This window comes from Pseudomonas sp. Sample_10 (assembly GCF_004321495.1).
Taxonomy (GTDB): Bacteria; Pseudomonadota; Gammaproteobacteria; order Pseudomonadales; family Pseudomonadaceae; genus Aquipseudomonas.
Map to the genome: position 1 here is coordinate 10,682 of NZ_RCOE01000007.1, position 18,136 is coordinate 28,817.

The 18,136-nt window shown below is 60.4% G+C and carries 14 protein-coding genes; 5 read left to right on the forward strand and 9 right to left on the reverse strand.

Annotated elements, in window-relative coordinates; all coding sequences use genetic code 11:
- Positions 1-275 (reverse strand): glutamate--tRNA ligase family protein (locus D8U18_RS00615; RefSeq protein WP_241664267.1); only part of this gene is annotated, 275 nt, incomplete at its 3' end.
- Between the two features lie 251 nt (positions 276-526).
- Between D8U18_RS00615 and D8U18_RS00620 the strand changes: the two genes are divergently transcribed.
- A complete protein-coding gene (locus D8U18_RS00620; RefSeq protein ID WP_008032775.1) occupies positions 527-1,030 on the forward strand; it encodes a peptidylprolyl isomerase in 504 nt (167 codons plus the stop codon).
- On the forward strand, positions 1,027-1,761 hold the full coding sequence (gene lpxH, locus D8U18_RS00625; protein WP_131106797.1) for a UDP-2,3-diacylglucosamine diphosphatase: 735 nt from the start codon (positions 1,027-1,029) through the stop codon (positions 1,759-1,761). The genes D8U18_RS00620 and lpxH overlap by 4 nt, the downstream gene beginning before the upstream one ends.
- Positions 1,762-1,887: 126 nt before the next feature.
- Here the strand turns inward: lpxH and D8U18_RS00635 are convergent, their stop codons facing one another.
- The 7 genes from D8U18_RS00635 to D8U18_RS00670 all read right to left on the reverse strand — a co-directional run bounded on the left by D8U18_RS00635 (position 1,888) and on the right by D8U18_RS00670 (position 13,753).
- Complete coding sequence (locus D8U18_RS00635; protein ID WP_131106798.1) at positions 1,888-3,420, reverse strand: DHA2 family efflux MFS transporter permease subunit; 1,533 nt, start codon at positions 3,418-3,420, stop codon at positions 1,888-1,890.
- Positions 3,421-3,580: 160 nt separating this feature from the next.
- Positions 3,581-4,783, reverse strand: a complete 1,203-nt coding sequence (locus D8U18_RS00640; protein WP_131106799.1) for an HlyD family efflux transporter periplasmic adaptor subunit — start codon at positions 4,781-4,783, stop codon at positions 3,581-3,583.
- Positions 4,784-4,798: 15 nt separating this feature from the next.
- Entirely contained in the window at positions 4,799-6,268 is a 1,470-nt protein-coding gene (locus D8U18_RS00645) for an efflux transporter outer membrane subunit (RefSeq protein ID WP_056854637.1), read from the reverse strand.
- The gene (locus D8U18_RS00650; protein ID WP_130906277.1) at positions 6,258-6,740 is read right to left on the reverse strand and encodes a MarR family transcriptional regulator; all 483 of its coding nucleotides are present in this window, start codon (positions 6,738-6,740) and stop codon (positions 6,258-6,260) included. Before D8U18_RS00650 ends, D8U18_RS00645 begins: the two co-directional genes overlap by 11 nt.
- An 890-nt stretch (positions 6,741-7,630) precedes the next feature.
- Positions 7,631-11,299 carry a translocation/assembly module TamB domain-containing protein gene (locus D8U18_RS00660; protein ID WP_131106805.1) on the reverse strand — a complete coding sequence of 1,223 codons (3,669 nt, stop codon included), beginning with the start codon at positions 11,297-11,299 and terminating at the stop codon, positions 7,631-7,633.
- An 11-nt stretch (positions 11,300-11,310) separates the two neighbouring features.
- Positions 11,311-13,038: an autotransporter assembly complex family protein gene (locus D8U18_RS00665; protein WP_131106800.1), complete on the reverse strand. Its 1,728-nt coding sequence runs from the start codon at positions 13,036-13,038 to the stop codon at positions 11,311-11,313.
- A 64-nt stretch (positions 13,039-13,102) separates the two neighbouring features.
- Positions 13,103-13,753 (reverse strand): GNAT family N-acetyltransferase, encoded by a 651-nt coding sequence (locus tag D8U18_RS00670; RefSeq protein ID WP_056854641.1) that lies wholly within the window; start codon positions 13,751-13,753, stop codon positions 13,103-13,105.
- Positions 13,754-14,080: 327 nt separating this feature from the next.
- On the opposite strand from D8U18_RS00670, the gene xthA reads away from it, so the two are divergent.
- Entirely contained in the window at positions 14,081-14,893 is an 813-nt protein-coding gene (gene xthA / locus D8U18_RS00675; RefSeq protein WP_131106801.1) for an exodeoxyribonuclease III, read from the forward strand.
- A gap of 107 nt (positions 14,894-15,000) precedes the next feature.
- Positions 15,001-16,341: a phosphate ABC transporter substrate-binding/OmpA family protein gene (locus D8U18_RS00680; protein WP_130908533.1), complete on the forward strand. Its 1,341-nt coding sequence runs from the start codon at positions 15,001-15,003 to the stop codon at positions 16,339-16,341.
- Positions 16,342-16,529: 188 nt separating this feature from the next.
- Here D8U18_RS00680 and D8U18_RS00685 read toward each other — a convergent pair whose 3' ends face one another.
- A complete protein-coding gene (locus tag D8U18_RS00685; RefSeq protein WP_131106802.1) occupies positions 16,530-17,759 on the reverse strand; it encodes an acyl-CoA dehydrogenase in 1,230 nt (409 codons plus the stop codon).
- A 165-nt stretch (positions 17,760-17,924) separates the two neighbouring features.
- Between D8U18_RS00685 and D8U18_RS00690 the strand changes: the two genes are divergently transcribed.
- A partial coding sequence (locus D8U18_RS00690) for a LysR family transcriptional regulator (RefSeq protein ID WP_131106803.1) occupies positions 17,925-18,136 on the forward strand: 212 nt, incomplete at its 3' end.

The window sequence follows — 18,136 nt, forward strand, 5'->3', positions numbered from 1 at the left end:
GCGTCGATGTATTCCTGGTCTTCCTTGGCCGGGTTGGTGTCGTCGAAACGCAGGTGCGTGACGCCGCCGAACTCCTGGGCCAGGCCGAAGTTCACGCAGATCGACTTGGCGTGACCGATGTGCAGGTAGCCGTTGGGCTCAGGCGGGAAACGGGTGACGATCTGCGTGTGCTTGCCCGAGTCCAGGTCTGCCTGGATGATCGGCCGCAGGAAGTTGACCGGCACGGCTGGGCCGGTCTTGGCATTCGAGGTAGGGTCGACAGTGGGCTTGCTCATAGGATCCTTGAACGTACAAGTGCGTGGCCGTAATGAAGGCCGGACAAAACAAAGCCGCTATCATAGCCGATGCCGTCAAGCACCTGACAGAGCGCACCTGCAAACGGTCGCATTTAATGAACCGTAAATGAAAAACAGCCTCGAAATTCGCGTCTGTCACGCTAAACTGCGCGTCTCGGCCGCAAAAGGCTGAACCGGTGACGGGACGCTGAAGTCCCAAAATCCACGAATTCCTTGAAAGAGTAGTAATCATGACCCAAGTCAAACTGACCACCAACCATGGCGACATCGTCCTGGAACTGAACGCTGAGAAGGCACCGATCACCGTTGCCAACTTCATCGAGTACGTCAAAGCCGGTCACTACGAAAACACCGTTTTCCACCGTGTCATCGGTAACTTCATGATCCAGGGCGGCGGTTTCGAGCCAGGCATGAAAGAAAAGAAAGACAAGCGTCCAAGCATCCAGAACGAAGCTGACAACGGTCTTTCCAACGACAAGTACACCGTCGCCATGGCCCGTACCATGGAGCCGCATTCGGCTTCCGCGCAGTTCTTCATCAACGTGGCTGACAACAGCTTCCTCAACCACAGCGGCAAGAACGTGCAGGGCTGGGGCTACGCGGTATTCGGTAAAGTGACCGCCGGCACCGACGTTGTCGACAAGATCAAAGGCGTGTCGACCACTTCCAAGGCCGGCCACCAGGACGTACCAGCAGACGACGTGATCATCGAGAAAGCCGAGATCATTGAGTGATATTGCTGATTTCAGACTTGCATCTGGAAGAGGAGCGCCCGGACATTACCCGGGCGTTTCTGGATTTGCTCGCCGGACGCGCCCGCTCGGCGAGTGCGTTGTACATTCTGGGCGACTTTTTCGAGGCGTGGATTGGCGACGATGCCATGACGCCGTTCCAGCGTTCCATCTGCCAGGCCCTGCGCGAATTGAGCGACAGCGGCACGGCGATTTTTCTGATGCACGGCAATCGCGACTTCATGCTGGGCCAGGCCTTTTGCAAACAGGCTGGCTGCACCTTGCTGAAGGACCCGAGCGTCGTGCAGTTCAACGGCGAGCCGGTGCTGTTGATGCACGGTGACAGCCTCTGCACCCGCGACGAAGCCTACATGAAGCTGCGTCGCTACCTGCGCAACCCGATCACCCTGTTCATCCTGCGTCATCTGCCCTTGAGCACCCGGCATAAGCTGGCGCGCAAGCTGCGCAGTGAAAGCCGCGCACAAACCCGAATGAAGGCCAATGACATCGTCGATGTCACGCCCCTGGAGATTCCGCGGATCATGCAGCAGTACGGCGTGAAAACGCTGATCCACGGCCATACCCACCGGCCCGCCATCCACAAGCTGCAACTGGGCGACCAGGCGGCACGGCGCATTGTGCTGGGGGATTGGGATCGTCAGGGTTGGGCGTTGCAGGTCGATGAGCAAGGCTTTGCATTGGCGCCGTTTGATTTCACCCCGCCAGCGCAATGATCGTTCCCACGCTCTGCGTGGGAATGCAGCCCGGGACGCTCCGCGTCCCCAATCAAAAGCCGAACGCGGAGCGTCCGTAGAGGCATTCCCACGCAGAGCGTGGGAACGATCTGTTTCGTGTTTGACTCAATGCCCGGCAGACGCCGCAGGCCCGGCCTTGGCGGTAAACGGCGGCTTGGCCAGCCACACGATGAGTATCAGCCCCATGAACATCCAGCCCAGCAGGGTGAAGTAATCCACCGTGGACATGATGTACGCCTGGCTGATCACCATCTGATCCAGCTGCGTGTAGGCCTTGGCCCCTGCCCCGCCCAGCTGCGTCAACGTCTCGCGGGTTGCCGGGTCGAACTGGGTGATGCTTTCGGTCAGATACGCATGGTGCTGGTCGGCGCGGCGGATCCAGATCCAGGTGGTCAGCGATGCTGCAAAACTGCCGCCCAGCGTCCGCAAGAACGTCGCCAGCCCGGAGCCATCGGCAATCTGCTGCGGTGGCAGGTCCGAGAGCAGGATGGTCAGGGTCGGCATGAAGAACAGCGCCACGCCAATGCCCATGAACAGCTGCACCATGGCGATGTGCTGGAAGTCCACTTCGTTGGTGAATCCGGCGCGCATGAAACAGCTCAGGCCGATGGCCAGGAATGCCAGCCCTGCCAGCAAGCGCATATCGAATCTCGGTGCGTATTTGCCGACAAAAGGTGACAGCAGCACCGGCAAGATGCCCAGCGGCGCCACGGCAAAACCGGCCCAGGTTGCGGTGTAGCCCAGTCGCGTCTGCAACCATTGCGGCAGGATCAGGTTGATCCCGAAGAACCCGGCATACCCCAGAATCAACACGATGGTGCCATAGCGGAAGTTGCGATGAGCGAACAGCCGCAGGTTGACCACCGGGTGCTCGTCGGTCATTTCCCAGATCACGAAAAATGCCAGAGCAACCACCGAAATCACCGAACCGATGACGATGAAGCTCGATTCGAACCAGTCGGCGTCGTTGCCTTTATCCAACACAATCTGCAAGGCACCGACGCCAATGATCAAGGCGATCAGGCCGACGTAATCCATCGGCTGGCGGCTGGTGACCACCGGACGCTTCTTCATCTGTTGGGTCACCACCCACGCGGCGAACAGGCCGATCGGCACGTTGATGAAGAAGATCCACGGCCAGCTGTAACTGTCGGTGATCCAGCCGCCGAGGATCGGCCCGGCAATCGGTGCGACCACCGTGACCATCGCCAAAAGCGCCAGGGCCATCCCCCGTTTTGCCGGGGGATAGACCGCAATCAGCAGCGTCTGGGTCATCGGATACAACGGCCCAGCGACCACCCCTTGCAGGACCCGGAACCCTACAAGTTCCGGCATGGACGTCGAGATCCCGCACAGAAACGACGCGATCACGAACAGCAGCGTGGCCCAGACGAACAGCTTCACTTCACCAAAACGGCGGCTCAGCCAACCGGTCAGCGGCAGGGCGATGGCGTTGCTCACCGCAAACGAAGTGATCACCCAGGTGCCCTGCTCCGCACTCACCCCGAGGTTGCCGGAAATCGTCGGCAACGCCACGTTGGCGATGGTGGTGTCGAGCACTTGCATGAAGGTCGCCAGCGACAGGCCGATGGTGCTCAGCAGCAGGCTGGGCGGGGTGAAAGACGCGTTATTGCTCATTGCGAATCCTTTGACACCTGATTGACGCTATGGAGCGGGCCTTTGTGGCGAGCTTGCTCCCGCTGGGGCGCGAAGCGGCCAAAAAAGCTTTACGACTGCTTCGCAGCCGAGCGGGAGCAAGCTCCCTCGCCACAAAGGCCCGCTCCTGAGGAGTGTGATCTCAGCGGTGGGCGGTCTTGCTGACCGCGGCGCTGTTGTCGTGGATCAGCTGCGTGATCATGGCGTCGGCTTCGGCCAGTTGACGGTCATAAATGCCAGTGCTGAACGAAGCTTTTTGCGGGGGCTGTTGCGCCAGCACCGGGCCGCTCTGGTCGTGCAAGTCCACATCCACCACGGTCGACAGGCCGACCCGCAAGGGGTGTTTGGCCAGTTCTTCGGCGTTGACGTGAATCCGTACCGGCACCCGTTGCACGATCTTGATCCAGTTACCCGTGGCATTCTGCGCGGGCAGCAAGGCAAACGCGCTACCTGTACCGGCGCCGAGGCTGTCGATGGTGCCGCTGTATTTCACGTCACTGCCGTAGAGGTCGGTTTCGATTTCCACGGGCTGACCGATACGCATGTCACGCAGCTGGGTTTCCTTGAAATTGGCGTCGATCCACAACTGATTCAGGGGGATAACCGCCATCAGCGCTTCACCCGGCTGCACCCGCTGGCCCAGCTGCACGGTGCGTTTGGCCACGTAACCGGTCACCGGCGCGATCAACGTGCTGCGGGCATTGTTCAGGTAAGCCTGACGCAACTGTGCGGCAGCGGCCATCACGTCCGGGTGCGAGGACACCACGGTGTCATCGACCAGAGCACTGGTGGTCTTGAGCTTCTGCTGCGCGTTGGCCAAGGCGTTTTGCGCAGAGGTCAGGTCGTCACGAGCGTGAGACAGTTCTTCCTGGGAAATCGCCCCGCCGACGGCGAGGTTTTTCCGACGATTGAAGTTGTCCTGGGCTTTCTGCACTTCGGCTTGCTGGGCGTTGACCTGCGCTTTCATGCCGTCGACGTCGCTGTACAAGCCGCGCACCTGACGCACCGTGCGCGCCAGATTGGCCTGGGCACTTTGCAACCCGACTTCGGCGTCGTTGGGGTCGAAATTCACCAACACCTGACCTTCCTGGACCAGATCGCCGTCATCGGCGCCGATGGTCACGACGGTGCCGGTGACCAGCGGAGTGATTTCCACCACGTTGCCATTTACATAGGCATCATCGGTGCTTTCACTCCAGCGCCCGAAGAATTCGTGGTAAGCCCAGACGCCCGCACCGCCGAGCACGACGACCATGGCAAGCACCAGCAACAGAAACTTGCGCTTGCCCGCGTTGGGATTGGCCGGGGTGGTTTGCGGGGATTGAGTTGTATCGGCAGTGGCCATGACAAGTACCTTGAATTAGTGAGTCAGCGTGGCTGGAGCAGTGTTGGCCGAGGCAATGGCCTCAGGCTGAAACCCGCCACCCAGCGCCTGTATCAGTTGGATCGACAGATCGATCTGCTCGGCATTCAGGTTGGCCAGCTGCCGCTGGGCCTGGAGCAGTTGCTGCTCGATGCTGAGCACGTCCAGGTAGTTACCGATGCCGGAACCGTAACGCTGGACCACGGTGTTGTAAGAATCCTGGGCGATGTCGGTGGCGTGTTGCTGGGCGGCAATCTGCCGGCCGACATCGCGCAACTGGTTGATGCTGTCACTGACATCCCCCAGCGCTTTCACCAGGTTTTTGTTGTACTGCGCCACCGCCAGGTCGTAGTCGGCGTCGCGGGAGTCGAGGTCGGCACGCAACCGGCCACCGTCGAAAATCGGTACGGAAATGGTCGGCGCCACATTGAAGAAACGGCTGGCCGAACCGAACATTGCATCGCCCAACAACGATTCGGCACCGGCCGCAGCGCTGAGGTTCAGGTTCGGATAGAACTGCGTCTTGCCGGCGTCGATGTTTTTGCTCGCCGCCTCGACCCGCCAGCGCGCGGCCACCAGGTCAGGGCGGCGACCCAGCAACTCGGCCGGCAGCACCGACGGCAACGCCACGGCACCCGGCTTGAGAATGTTCGGCCGGGCGATTTCATTGCCGCGGTCAGGACCTTTGCCCAGCAGCACCGCCAAGGCGATCTTGGCGGATTGCAGGCGTTTTTCGGCGTCGATCAGATTGGCTTCGGAGGTCGCTTCCAGGCTTTCGGTCTGCTGGAACTGATACTGGCTGTCGATCCCGGAGCTCAGGCGGCGCTGGCTCAGGTCGAGCATTTGCCGGGTGCGCTTGAGGTCTTCGGCGGACAGGTCGTAGACGATGTGTGCCTGCCCCAGATCGCTATAGGCACGGGCGACATCGGCGGACAAGGTCAGTTGCGCCGCCTGCTGGTCGATTTCAGCGGCGCGAGCCTGGCCCAGCGCGGCTTCCCAGGCGTCGCGCTGACCACCCCAGAGATCGAAGTTGTAATTAAAACTGGCAGCGATGTTACGCACGGTGGAATAGTTGCCACCCTGCCCCAGCGGGTCCTGATCCCGCGCCAGGCGCGAACGGCTGACACCGGCGCTGGCATCGAGGGTCGGCATGCGTGCGGCATCGGCGGCGTAGGCGGCGGCGCTGGCCTGATGGGTGCGGGCGTCGGCGATCTGCATGTCGGGGCTGTCGCGCAGTGCTTCGCGGATCAGGCCATCGAGTTGCGGATCACCCAGGCTCTTCCACCAATCGCTTTTCGGCCAGGCTGCGGGCGATAGCGTCACGCCGCTGAGGGATTGCCCGGCCTTGAGGTTTTTTGCCTCGAGGCTGACGCCTTCGGTGTGCAGCCCGCTGTAGCTGGCGCAACCGGCCAGGCTCATGGCAAACAGCACCAGACTCAGGCCGGTGCGCAAGGTTTTACTGTTCATTGTTACCACCCAAGCGCAGCACGGTGATTGAGTCACCGGCTGCCAGCAGAATTTTCTTCAGGATCAGTTCCAGGGTTTTCAGTTCTTCCGGGCTGATGGCGCCCGCCAGTTCGTTCATGGCCTCGGCACCGATGTTCGGCAGACGATTCGCCAAGGCCTGGCCTTGTTCCGTCAGCACCAACTGCACTTGCCGGCGATCCGCCTCGGAGCGTTGGCGCGCGAGGAAGCCTTTCTGTTCCAGACGATCGAGCATGCGAGTCATCGAGCCGCTGTCCAGCGACAGGTGCCGACACAACTCACCCGGTGAATCGACACCGTACTGGGCCATGATGATCAGCACCTTGAACTGCGCGGCGGTGATGCCGTGAGGCTCCATGTGCGTGTCAATGATCCGGTCTTTGAGCAATGCGGCACGCCCCAGCAGGAGACCGAGATGGCAGTTGTGAAAGTCGTCTGGCGCGAAATGTTTCATCTGAACACCGATTAGCTGCCTAGGCAGTGAATGTATGTCGAGATGTTACTGCCTAGACAGTGAATGTCAACGTAATAGTTAGGTTGCTTTGTAAATTATTGACAAGTGGTGGAGAGTTTTGGCTGTTTCGACCAGTCAATGAGGTGCCCAAACCCAATGCCGGCCAGCCCTGCTGGCGATGATCGTCAACAACAAGGAGCCCTGTCTGGATGATTGCGGTGTCTGGACGTTTTTCGCGAGCAGGCTCGCTCCTACAATGGGATGGGGGGCATCTGATAGAAAGTGGTTGGCTGGCAGGCCGTCATCGCTGGCAAGCCAGCTCCCACAGGGACAGAGGATATCTGGCAGAAATTGGTTGGCTGGCAGGCCGCCATCGCTGGCAAGCCAGCTCCCACAGGGACAGAGGACATCTGGCAGAAATTGGTTGGCTGGCAGGCCGCCATCGCTGCGATGCGGCGACCCGACAAGCCAGCTCCCACAGGAGAGCAAAAGCAAAAGCAAAACGCCATACAACCACCGTTGCTTCTCACCACTCAACAGGCCGAGCGTTAGCTCGCCTGCCGCTTTTGATCTTGATCCACCCGCCCCCTCGGCAGGCTGAGTGGAGGCGTTTATCCGGGGGTGGGCGCGTAGCGCCGTGCGGCGCAGCCGCACACATCGAGAGGAGGTCGTCGCGAAGCAGACCGGAGGCGATGCCCCCGGATGAATGCCGGAACGAAGGTACCCCGAGCCCTAGCGAGGGGCCGAACGTAAGGGGCGAGCCTTTTGGTTCCTTTTTGGCGTTTGAAAAAGGGACTCGCCGTAAGGGCGAAACCGCCAGCAGCCGTTACCGAAGAAACGGATATGTACTCAACCAACCAAGAACCAGGTCGGCTACTAGGCCGCCTAGTCTAAAAATCCCGCTTATAAAAGATATCCAGCGAACTCGCCACCCCACCCGCCGCTTCCAGATAAACCTTCTTGCTCAGCTTGTAACGCAAGGCAATGGTATTGGCCGGCTCAAACACCCCAACCCCATAGCGCAAACTGAGCTTCTCCGAAAGATTCCCGCTGGCCACAACGCTGGTGGCGTTACCGCTGCCCTGAGTATCGAGCTGGAAATCCTCGATTCCCAGATTCTTCGCCAGACTGCCAGTGACCCCCGAACTGCCCATCAGACCCAGACCAAGCGCCGCCTGGGCAAGCATGTTGTTGTCTTCACCGTTGGTACTCAGCGGACGCCCCAGCACCAGATAGGAAAGCGCCTGCTCCTGGCTCATGGCCGGCTCGGAAAAAATCTGTGTGGTCGGCTGTTCAGCGCTGCCGCTCAAGCGAATGCCGGCGATCACGTCGTCAGTCTGGCGAATCGCTTCGACATCCAGATACGGCTGGTCGATCGGACCGGCAAACAACAGCCGCGCCCGACGCACCGACAGGCGCTGGCCGTAGGCGCGGTAGCGGCCGTCGTTGAGCCATAGCTCGCCACGGGTGTCCATGTTGTCGCCGATGTGCACGTGCCCCTGAACATTCGCGGTCAGGCCGAACCCGGAAAAACTGAGTTTTTCTTCACCGACCACCACATCGATGTCCATTTTCATCGCCAGCGGCGGTTTGCCCTCTTCCGTCTGTTGACCGACGATCACCGTGTCATCGGAAACCTTGACCGTCGACGGCGGCAATTCGCGAATGGTGATGTCGCCCTTGGGCACCTGCACTTTACCGGCGATGGCCAGTTCGTCCCCCTTCATCGAGATGGTCAGATCCGGCGCCACTTCGACCTTGGCGTAAGGTTCGATGCTGACCGGCAATCGCGACCCCTTGAGCGCCAGATCCACTTCCAGCGCCTGCCCCCAGGCGATGTTGCCGTTCAGACTGCCCTGCCCGGTCTTGCCACTTTTCCAGCCGCCGTCGAGCTGAACGGTTTCACCGGCGATCACCGCCTGCAACCGCAAGGCTTGAATTTCCAGCGGCAACTCGGGGCCGGACACCTCGCCGTCGCTGAGCAACAGGCTGCCATTGACCAGCGGTGTCAGCAGCCCCCCGGAAATCGTGCCGCTGCCATTGAGGCGCCCGGTCAGTTTCTCGACCATCGGCACGAAGGGACGCGCCACCGACAAGTCCAGGCCACTCAAGCGGAACGAACCGGTCAGCGGCTTGTTCTTCGGCAACGGATTGATCTGAGCCTGCACCATCAATTCACCGAGCTTGCCGCCGACGAAATTGAGGTCGGTGTCGATGCGTTTGGGTGTGAGTTTGCTGGTGAGCTTGAGGGTCTGGTAAGGGAAGTCCAGCCATTGGTCTTTCTCGCGCACACGCAGGTTGCCGCCACTGGCATCGATGCTGATCACGCCATTCGGGCCACTGGCGGGCAGGTCCAGTTGCACGTCAGCGTTAAGCCGCCCTTGCCAGGCAAAGTCTTTGGGCAGCCATTGCGCGAGACTTTCGATTGGAAACTGCTTGAGGTGATAACGCAGCTTCGGTTCAGGCATCAGACGCTGGTCTTCGCCGCACAGGCTGGCCGGGCCGGACGCCCAGCAATGAGCGCCGAAGTTGATTTTGCCGTCCGCCAGGCGCTCCAGTTTCGCCGGACCTTGCAGCTTCCAGTCCTGACCACCGGCCTGGATATCGCCACTGGCCAGGCGTCCGCGCCAGTTGCCTTTGTCCAGCGCACCGTCGAGGCCGAGGGCCAGCTTCAGTTTCGGCCCCTGCAAGTCGAGGCTCAGTTTCTGGTTCCTGATATCGCCCTGACCGCTGGCAACCAGGGTGCCCAGCGACGTATCGCCCGCCTGGATGCCGCTGCCCTTGAGGTCGATTTTCGCCCGCTGGGCGCTGTCTAGGGTTGCATCGAGATTCAGGCTTTGCAGGCGGTTGTCCTCGAAAGCCAGTTGCGAGCCCTGTAATCCGAGCTTGCCCTGCGGCGCCTTGAGCGTGCCGGCGACATCGACCCGGCCATTGAGCTGCCCGCGCAATTGCGGCCACAGCTGGGCCAGGCGCAGCAGCTTGATATCGATCTGGCCACTGAGCTTCTGTTGCAGACTGCCTTTGCCATTGATGCTGTTGTCGCCGAGGCGAATCTGCAGGGTGTTGAGGTTCCATTGCTCGCCGGCGCCGTCAGCCTTGGCTTGCAGCACCGCCGGTTGGCCGCGCAATTTTCCTTTCAGATCGAGGTCAGCGCTGAGGCTGAGCTTTTCATCCTTCATCTCGCCTTTGCTGCGCAGCGGCCCGGCCAATGTTCCCGGCAACTCCGCGACCCAGTACGCCGGGTTGATCGCCGACAGGTCCAGCGCAGTGTCCCAAGCGATGCCATCGGCAAATTGCAGGTTCAGGTGCCCTTCGGCCTTGCCCTGCCCGGCGGTGAGTTGCAGTTGCTGCAGATAGATTTTCGTCAGGTCGCCCGCGAACGGACTGGTCAGGCTGAACGCACCGGCCGGTCCGTCGAGCGCAGCCTTGAAGTTGCCGAGATATTTGCCATCGGTATAGGAGACTTCACCGTTGAAGCTGCGCAGGGCCACTTGCGGCTCGTCGATCAGCGGGTAGAGGCGGTGCCAGGGGAAATCCAGCCAGTCGATTTTGGCCTCGGCACTCAGGCCTTTGCTCCAGTCCAGTTGCCCTGTGAGCTTGAGGCTTTGCTTGTCGCTGGCCGTCAGGTCCAGTGCAGCGATCTGCGCACCGTTGGCGTCGACCTTGCCCTGCAACGTCAGCGCGACCGGGCCTTGCTCGGCGGGCAGCGTCGCGCTACCAATCAACGCATAGCCGTTTTTCAGGTCACCCGCGCCGGTGAGTTCCAGTTGGTTGAGTTGCAAGGTGTCCGGCAGATCGGCACTCGGTTTGAAGCCATCGGCGGTGATGCGCACCTTGGCCGGCAGGTTTTCCACCAGAGGTTGCAGCTCGCCGGACAGCTGCCCGTTGAGATAGCCGCTGCTGTCGGCTTTCAGGTTCAGGGTTTTCAGCAGGTCGCCATCAATCTTCAACGCCAATGTCCAGGGCGCCGGGGTCGACAGGGTCAACTGGCCTTCGGCGTTGAGCGGCCAGTTTCCACCGGGCTGCAGATGCCCCGAGAGGTTCAGGCTCAGATCGTCACGCTGCACTTTCACCGAGTCGATCTGCATGCCCTTTTCGGTCCAGTGCGCCGCGAGCTGCAACCCCTTGAGTTGCTCACTGCCGTTGAACAGCAGGCTGCCGACTTGGATATCTCCCAGTTCGAGCGCCACCGGCAGTTTCAGATCCGGAAGGCTGATCGGCCCGCTGCCCTGCTCTTGCTCACCCGGCGGGAACTGCAGGCTCACCTGATCAGCCTGCAGTTGATCGATGCACAAGGTCATGCGGGTCAGGCACAGCGGCGACCAGGCGAAGATGACTTTACTCAGTTCAACCCGGGTGGTGTCTTGCTGCCATGACACACGATCGGCGCTCCACTGTCCGCCCAGGCGCCCGTGGAAATTATCCAGGGTCAACCCCGGCACAAAATCGAGCGCCCAGCGGCTGCCCGTCGCCGTACCCAGCACTGTGCCCAGGGTCAAAACCAGCAACATGAGCAGCGCCAGAACGGCCAGCAGCGTGACTTTCAAGCCACGCTTCACAAACACACGCTTCACAGCTCAGGCCCCATGGAGAAGTGCAATCGGATACCGCCATCGTCGTCCAGCGCATGGGCCAGGTCGAGGCGAATCGGCCCCACCGGAGACACCCAGCGCACGCCGATACCGACCCCGGTCTTGAGGTTTGGCAGTTCGAGTGTATTGAAGGAGTTACCCTGATCGACGAAGGTTGCGACCCGCCATTTTTCAGCGACGGAATATTGGTACTCGGCGCTGGCGGCGAGCATGTAACGGCCGCCGATGCGGTCGCCTTCATTGTTTTCCGGGGACAGGCTCTGGTAGTCGTAACCCCGCACACTCTGGTCGCCACCGGCGAAAAAGCGCAGCGACGGCGGTATCGACTTATAGCCATTGGTGGCGCTGCCACCGACTTGCACCCGACCGAGCAAGCGGTGCTTGTCGAAGACGGTGGTCAGGCCTTTGACCAGTGCGGTGCCGTACAGCAAGTTGTTGTCCGAGCCCAGGCCTTCCTTGGCCACTTTGCTTTCGAATTGCAGGCGATAGCCGTTGTGCGGGTCGATGCGGTTGTCGCTTTTGAGGTACGAATAGCTGACGCCCGGCATCAACAGGGTACTGAGGCCGGAGTCGTCACCGAGCCGGTATTCCTCGCGCTGCCACTTGAGCGAAACCACTCGTTGCCAACCACTGGGCAGCTTGCTGTGCCATTCCGGGCCGACGGTCAGCAACTTGCTGAGGCTGTCCTTGTCGGCGATTTCTTCGCTCTGGTAACCACCGGCGAAACGCAGTTTGTCGGTCAGCGGCGGGTCCAGCGGAATGTCGTAGAACAAGCCGACGTTTTGCCGAGGCGCCGAAATTTCTGCTTCCCAACCGTAGCTGTGGCCTTGCGGGTTGACCCAGTGCCGGGTCCAGTTGGCCTTCACTCGCGGACCGACGTCCGTGGAATAACCCAGGCCCAGGCCCATGGTGCGTGGCTTGCGGGTTTCCAGTTTGACGTCCACTGGAATCACTTCATTCCTGGACGCTGTCGGCGCCGCATCGACCCGCACGCCCTCGAAATAGCCGCTCGATTGCAGTGCCTGGTTAAGCTCGGCGATCAGTTCGGAATCGTAGGGCGTTCCGGCCTTGAACGGCACCATGCGTTGCAGCAGATCTTCATCGAACGGCGTGTCGCCTTCAAACTTGACCTTGCCCAGCGAGTAGCGCGGGCCGCTGTCATAGATCAATTCGATATCGGCCACGCCGGCACGCGGGTCGACCGACAGTTTCGAACGGGTGAAATGGCCGCTGAAAAAGCCGTACCGCGAAGCCTGATTCTGGATCAGTCGCTTGGCGTTGTCGTACTGACCATGATTGAGCACGGCGCCGGTTTGCAGCGCATGGTTTTGCGGAACGCGAAAGGATTTCAGCGAGGCCGCCGGGCCGTCGATGCGGATGGTCACATTACGCAAATGCACCGGCTCGCCGGGGTCGATGTTGAGTATCAGGCGCGGTTTGTCGCCGCCCTTCACGTCGCTGTCGATCTGCGGCTGGTAATAACCCAAAGCCTGGGCGGCCTTGCGCGCCTGCTCCTCGGCGCCGCGACTGAAGCGCAACAAGGCTTCTTCGTCACGATCGCCGAGGCTGCCGATATAGCCCTCTATATTGGCTTTGAGTTCATCGTTGGACGGTTTGATCCGCACATCCAATTCACTTTGCGCCAGCGCCGCGCAGCTGGTGATCAGCATCAGCACGCCACTGGTAATTCTTCCTGGAAACTTCATAGGCGCGGATGCTATCACGAGCTTGGGAGCGTGATAGAGCCTGGAGGTCGCGCAAAGTTCGACCTTACGCGGTTGCGCTCTGCACCACCTGTGGGTTGGCGTGAAAAAACACATGTTCGCGAATCGGCCCAACGGCCACCTCGCCAATTTCCTCATAACCCTGACGCTTGTAGAACTCCAGATAACGCGGGTTGCCGGTATCGAGGATCACACCCTGGGAGTTTTCATCCACTGCGCACCAGTTGTGCACTGCTTGCAGCAATTGCTCACCGAAGTGTTTTCCCTGGAATTGCGGGTGAATCCCCAGCAACGGCAAGACGTGAACCGAATCGGACGGTGAACACGCTGCCACGGCATCGTGATATTCGAGGTAGCGCCGGGTGCAACGGAATCCGGTGCTGAGCACCATGCGCAAGCGCCAGGCCCAACTCTCGGTGATGCCCAGCCGTCGCTGGGGCGGTGCGATCAGGGCGATACCGATCAAGCGGTCATTGACCAGCAGGCCGATGGCCGGCAAATCCTGCAGAAAGTGTTGCTTGACCAGTTCGCGTACGGTCGCACGAACCCGCTGTTCATAACCGGGGCGCTCGGCCTCGAACAGGTAGCCAAAGGTCGGCTCGTGCCGGTAAGCCTGATACAACAGGGATCGCGCTTCGCGGGAATAGCCGCTGTCGAGCATGTGGATATCGGCGATGGCGGTGGCGGTTTCGGGCATGACGGTTGTTCTCCCCGGCACAGCTCGGATGGCTGCGCTCTTATAGGTACGAGCCTTTGGGCGACGACACAGTTCCCCCACAGGTATAGACCAGACTCGTTCATTGTGGGAACTGTACCGGCCCCATCGCGGGCGAGCCCGCTCCCACAGTGGGTTTTGTCGCCCACAAAATTTGCGTCAGCCACGAAACCTGTGGGAGCGGGCTTGCCCGCGATGAGGCCAGACCTACTGACACAGATCTGTCAGAACACGGTAAATCCCCTTCCCTGCCACTGGCCCGATTCCTACAGGTCAGCTAGCATCGCCCTTTTGCCAGGACTGCCGACCATGAAGATTGTCTCCTTCAACATCAACGGGCTGCGCGCCCGTCCCCATCAGCTGGCGGCGCTGATCGAAAAGCATCAGCCGGATGTGATCGGGCTGCAGGAAACCAAGGTCCACGACGACCAGTTCCCGCTTGAAGAAGTCAAAGCCCTGGGCTATCACGTGTATTTCCACGGCCAAAAGGGTCATTACGGTGTCGCCCTGCTCTCGCGCCAGGAGCCGCTGGCCCTGCATAAAGGTTTCGCCACCGACGAAGAAGACGCGCAACGGCGTTTTATCTGGGGCACCTTCGCCGATGCCAATGGCGTGCCGGTGACGATCATGAACGGCTATTTCCCGCAGGGAGAAAGCCGCGACCACCCGACCAAGTTTCCGGCCAAGCAACGTTTCTACAGCGATTTGCAGCTACTGCTGGAAAGCCAGTTCAAGAATGAGCAGCCGCTGGTGGTCATGGGGGACGTGAACATTTCTCCGGAAGACTGCGACATCGGCATTGGCCCGGACAACATGAAGCGTTGGCTGAAAACCGGAAAATGCAGCTTTCTGCCAGAAGAGCGCGAGTGGATGGCCCGCCTGAAAAACTGGGGCCTGACCGATAGCTTCCGTCACCTGAACCCGGATGTGGCGGATGTCTTCAGCTGGTTCGACTACCGCAGCCGCGGTTTTGAAGACGAACCCAAGCGTGGCCTGCGTATCGACGTGATCCTCGCGTCCCATGGCCTGTTGCCACGGGTCAAGGCCGCGGGCGTCGACTACGAACTGCGCGGCATGGAAAAACCTTCGGACCATGCGCCGATCTGGCTTGAGCTGAGCTGATCCCTGAAATCCAGGCAAAGCCCGCTCCCACACTGGAAAGCGTCATATTTCAGAAACCTTTCTGACTTAATCTCCCGGCACCTCCTTCGGCTATATAAGGTGCCGGCATGACGCTGCGCGTATTGTTCCTGTTGATGCTGTGCATCGGCTTGCCGCACACGGCCATGGCCGGCGCGTTGCCGGTTCCTGACCATGGCCCGGTGTTGCGCATCCAGGGTTCCAACACCATTGGTGCGGCATTGGGGCCGGCGCTGGTCGAAGGGCTGCTGCGCGAACAGGGCTTGCTCAAGATTCACCGCGAAACGCCGGACAATGCCAATGAATTGCGCATCGTCGGTGAAACCATTCAAGGGCACCGGGTCGAAGTCGAACTGGCGGCCCATGGTTCCAGCACCGGTTTTGCTGCACTGAAAAACGGCAGCGCCGACCTTGCGGCCTCTTCGCGGCCGATCAAGGACAGTGAATGGCTGAGCCTCGAATCTTTCGGCGACCTGAAAAGTCCCGGCGCCGAGCAAGTCATCGCCATCGATGGCCTGGCGATTATCCTTCATCCGCAAAACCCGTTGAATCAACTGGACACCGGGCAACTGGCGCGGATTTTCAGTGGCGAAGTGAAAACCTGGGAAGAACTCGGCGGCAGCGGCGGGACGATTCATCTATATGCCCGCGATGATCAGTCGGGCACCTACGACACCTTCAAGGAATTGCTCCTGAGCAGTCGTGGGAAAAAACTCAGCAGTACGGCGAAACGCTTTGAATCCAGTGAACAGCTGTCCGATGCGGTCAGTGCGGACCCACAAGGTATCGGTTTCATTGGCCTGCCCTCCGTGCGATCAGCCAAAGCGGTGGCGATTGTCGATGGTCAATCCCAGGCCATGCTGCCGCTCAATAACCTGATCGCCACGGAAGACTATCCGTTGTCGCGCCGCTTGTTCTTTTACTTGCCACCCACTGGAGAAAATCCTTGGGCGCAAGCGCTGGTGACGTTCGCTCAAAGCAGCAAAGGCCAGGCGATTGTCGCTGCCAACGGTTTTATCGCCCAGACCGTCCAAGCCATGGCCGTCTCGCCGAATGCCTTGATGCCCGAGGGTTATCAGGCACTCAGCCGCCACGCCCAACGGCTGTCGGTGAATTTCCGCTTCGACGAAGGCAGCGCCAATCTCGACAGCAAGGCCAGGCAGGACTTGTCCCGAGTACTCGACTATATAGAGCAGCACGACAAGACTGATCGCCAGGTAACACTCGTAGGGTTTGGCGATGCCAAGGACGATCCGGCGCGTGCCGACCTGTTGTCGAAACTGCGCGCCATGGCGGTACGCCGGGAGCTGGTGAAGAGTGGCGTGGTACTGCGCGAGGTTCGCGGCTTTGGCGCCGAAATGCCGGTGGCGGCCAACAATGCGGATGAAGGGCGGATCAAGAATCGGCGGGTTGAGGTTTGGGTGTATTGAATCCGATGGTGATGTGCTGAATGGGCTGACGCCATCGCGGGCAAGCCCGCTCCCACAGGGAACGCCTTGAGCCTGAGAGTGATGGGCTGGTTTTACCGACGCCATCGCGGGCAAGCCCGGCCCCTCCAGGATCACACTAAACCTGTGGGAGCCGGGCTTGCCCGCGATGAACGATAACGCTGAGTCTGTTACTGCCCGCTACGTATCATCTCTTTCGGCACATACTTGCCGATCTCGAATTTGCCGATCGCCGCACGGTGCACTTCGTCCGGGCCGTCGGCCAGGCGCAGGGTGCGTTGCATGGCGTACATGTAAGCCAACGGGAAATCGTTGGAAACCCCTGCCCCGCCATGCATCTGGATCGCCCGGTCGATGACCCGCAAAGCCACGTTCGGCGCCACGACCTTGATCTGCGCGATCTCGCTTTTCGCCACTTTGTTGCCGACGGTGTCCATCATGTACGCCGCTTTCAAGGTCAGCAGACGCGCCATGTCGATTTCCATCCGCGAGTCGGCGATCTTGTCGATATTGCCGCCCAGACGGGCCAGCGGCTTGCCGAACGCGGTGCGGTTCACCGAGCGTTTGCACATCAGTTCCAGCGCACGTTCAGCCATGCCGATCGAACGCATGCAGTGGTGAATTCGGCCCGGGCCAAGGCGACCTTGAGCGATTTCGAAGCCGCGTCCTTCGCCCAACAAGACGTTTTCGTACGGCACCCGCACGTTTTCGAAATGCACTTCGGCGTGACCGTGAGGCGCATCGTCGTAACCGAACACCGGCAGCGGGCGCACGATCTTCACACCGGGGGTATCGATCGGCACCAGAATCATCGAGTGCTGGGCATGACGCGGCGCATCGGGGTTGCTCAGGCCCATGAAGATCAGGATCTTGCAGCGCGGATCGCAGGCACCCGACGTCCACCATTTCTTGCCATTGATCACCCATTGGTCACCATCGCGCACGGCACGGGCTGCCATGTTGGTGGCATCGGAGGACGCGACGTCCGGTTCGGTCATGGCGAACGCCGAGCGGATCTCGCCTCGCAACAACGGTTCAAGCCAACGCTGCTTTTGCTCTTCGCTGGCATAACGCACCAGCACTTCCATGTTGCCGGTGTCCGGCGCCGAACAGTTGAACGGCTCCGGCCCCAGCAGCGAGCGGCCCATGATCTCCGCCAATGGCGCGTATTCGAGGTTGGTCAGGCCGGCACCGAGCTCGGACTCAGGCAGAAACAGATTCCACAGGCCTTCAGCCTTGGCCTTGAGTTTGAGTTCTTCCATGATCGCCGTCGGCTGCCAGCGATCGCCTTCGGCGACCTGGCGCTCGAACACGGCTTCGGCGGGATAGACGTAGGTGTCCATGAACGCTGTTACGCGCTCACGCAGTTCCTGAACCTTGGGCGAATAAGCGAAATCCATGAGCGAGATACCTTCTTGGGGGAGGTTGTTTTAAGTCATGTATCGATGCTAGAACAGCGTTGATAATTTACCTAGCCTATTCTCGGCGTGTATAAACATTCATCACCGATATATGATCGGCTGATCTTCACGGTCAGTCCGCCAACACAATAAGAGAGCCGCGTAATGAATCTGAGCAAGGTCGACCTCAACCTTTTCATCGTCTTCGACGCGATCTACACCGAAGCCAACCTGACCCGTGCCGGGCAGATCGTCGGCATTACCCAACCGGCGGTGTCGAACGCACTGGCGCGGTTGCGCGAGACCTTCAATGACCCGCTGTTCGTGCGCACCGCCCAAGGCATGGTGCCCACGCCGATGGCGCAGAACATCATCGG

Excerpts from the sequence above, each read along its gene's own strand:
- D8U18_RS00665 (WP_131106800.1), bottom strand. The coding sequence starts at position 13,038 with ATGAAGTTTCCAGGAAGAATTACCAGTGGCGTGCTGATGCTGATCACC.
- D8U18_RS00685 (WP_131106802.1), bottom strand. The coding sequence starts at position 17,759 with ATGGATTTCGCTTATTCGCCCAAGGTTCAGGAACTGCGTGAGCGCGTA.
- D8U18_RS00645 (WP_056854637.1), bottom strand. The coding sequence starts at position 6,268 with ATGAACAGTAAAACCTTGCGCACCGGCCTGAGTCTGGTGCTGTTTGCC.
- D8U18_RS00650 (WP_130906277.1), bottom strand. The coding sequence starts at position 6,740 with ATGAAACATTTCGCGCCAGACGACTTTCACAACTGCCATCTCGGTCTC.
- xthA (WP_131106801.1), top strand. The coding sequence starts at position 14,081 with ATGAAGATTGTCTCCTTCAACATCAACGGGCTGCGCGCCCGTCCCCAT.
- D8U18_RS00640 (WP_131106799.1), bottom strand. The coding sequence starts at position 4,783 with ATGGCCACTGCCGATACAACTCAATCCCCGCAAACCACCCCGGCCAAT.
- D8U18_RS00670 (WP_056854641.1), bottom strand. The coding sequence starts at position 13,753 with ATGCCCGAAACCGCCACCGCCATCGCCGATATCCACATGCTCGACAGC.
- D8U18_RS00635 (WP_131106798.1), bottom strand. The coding sequence starts at position 3,420 with ATGAGCAATAACGCGTCTTTCACCCCGCCCAGCCTGCTGCTGAGCACC.
- D8U18_RS00680 (WP_130908533.1), top strand. The coding sequence starts at position 15,001 with ATGACGCTGCGCGTATTGTTCCTGTTGATGCTGTGCATCGGCTTGCCG.
- D8U18_RS00620 (WP_008032775.1), top strand. The coding sequence starts at position 527 with ATGACCCAAGTCAAACTGACCACCAACCATGGCGACATCGTCCTGGAA.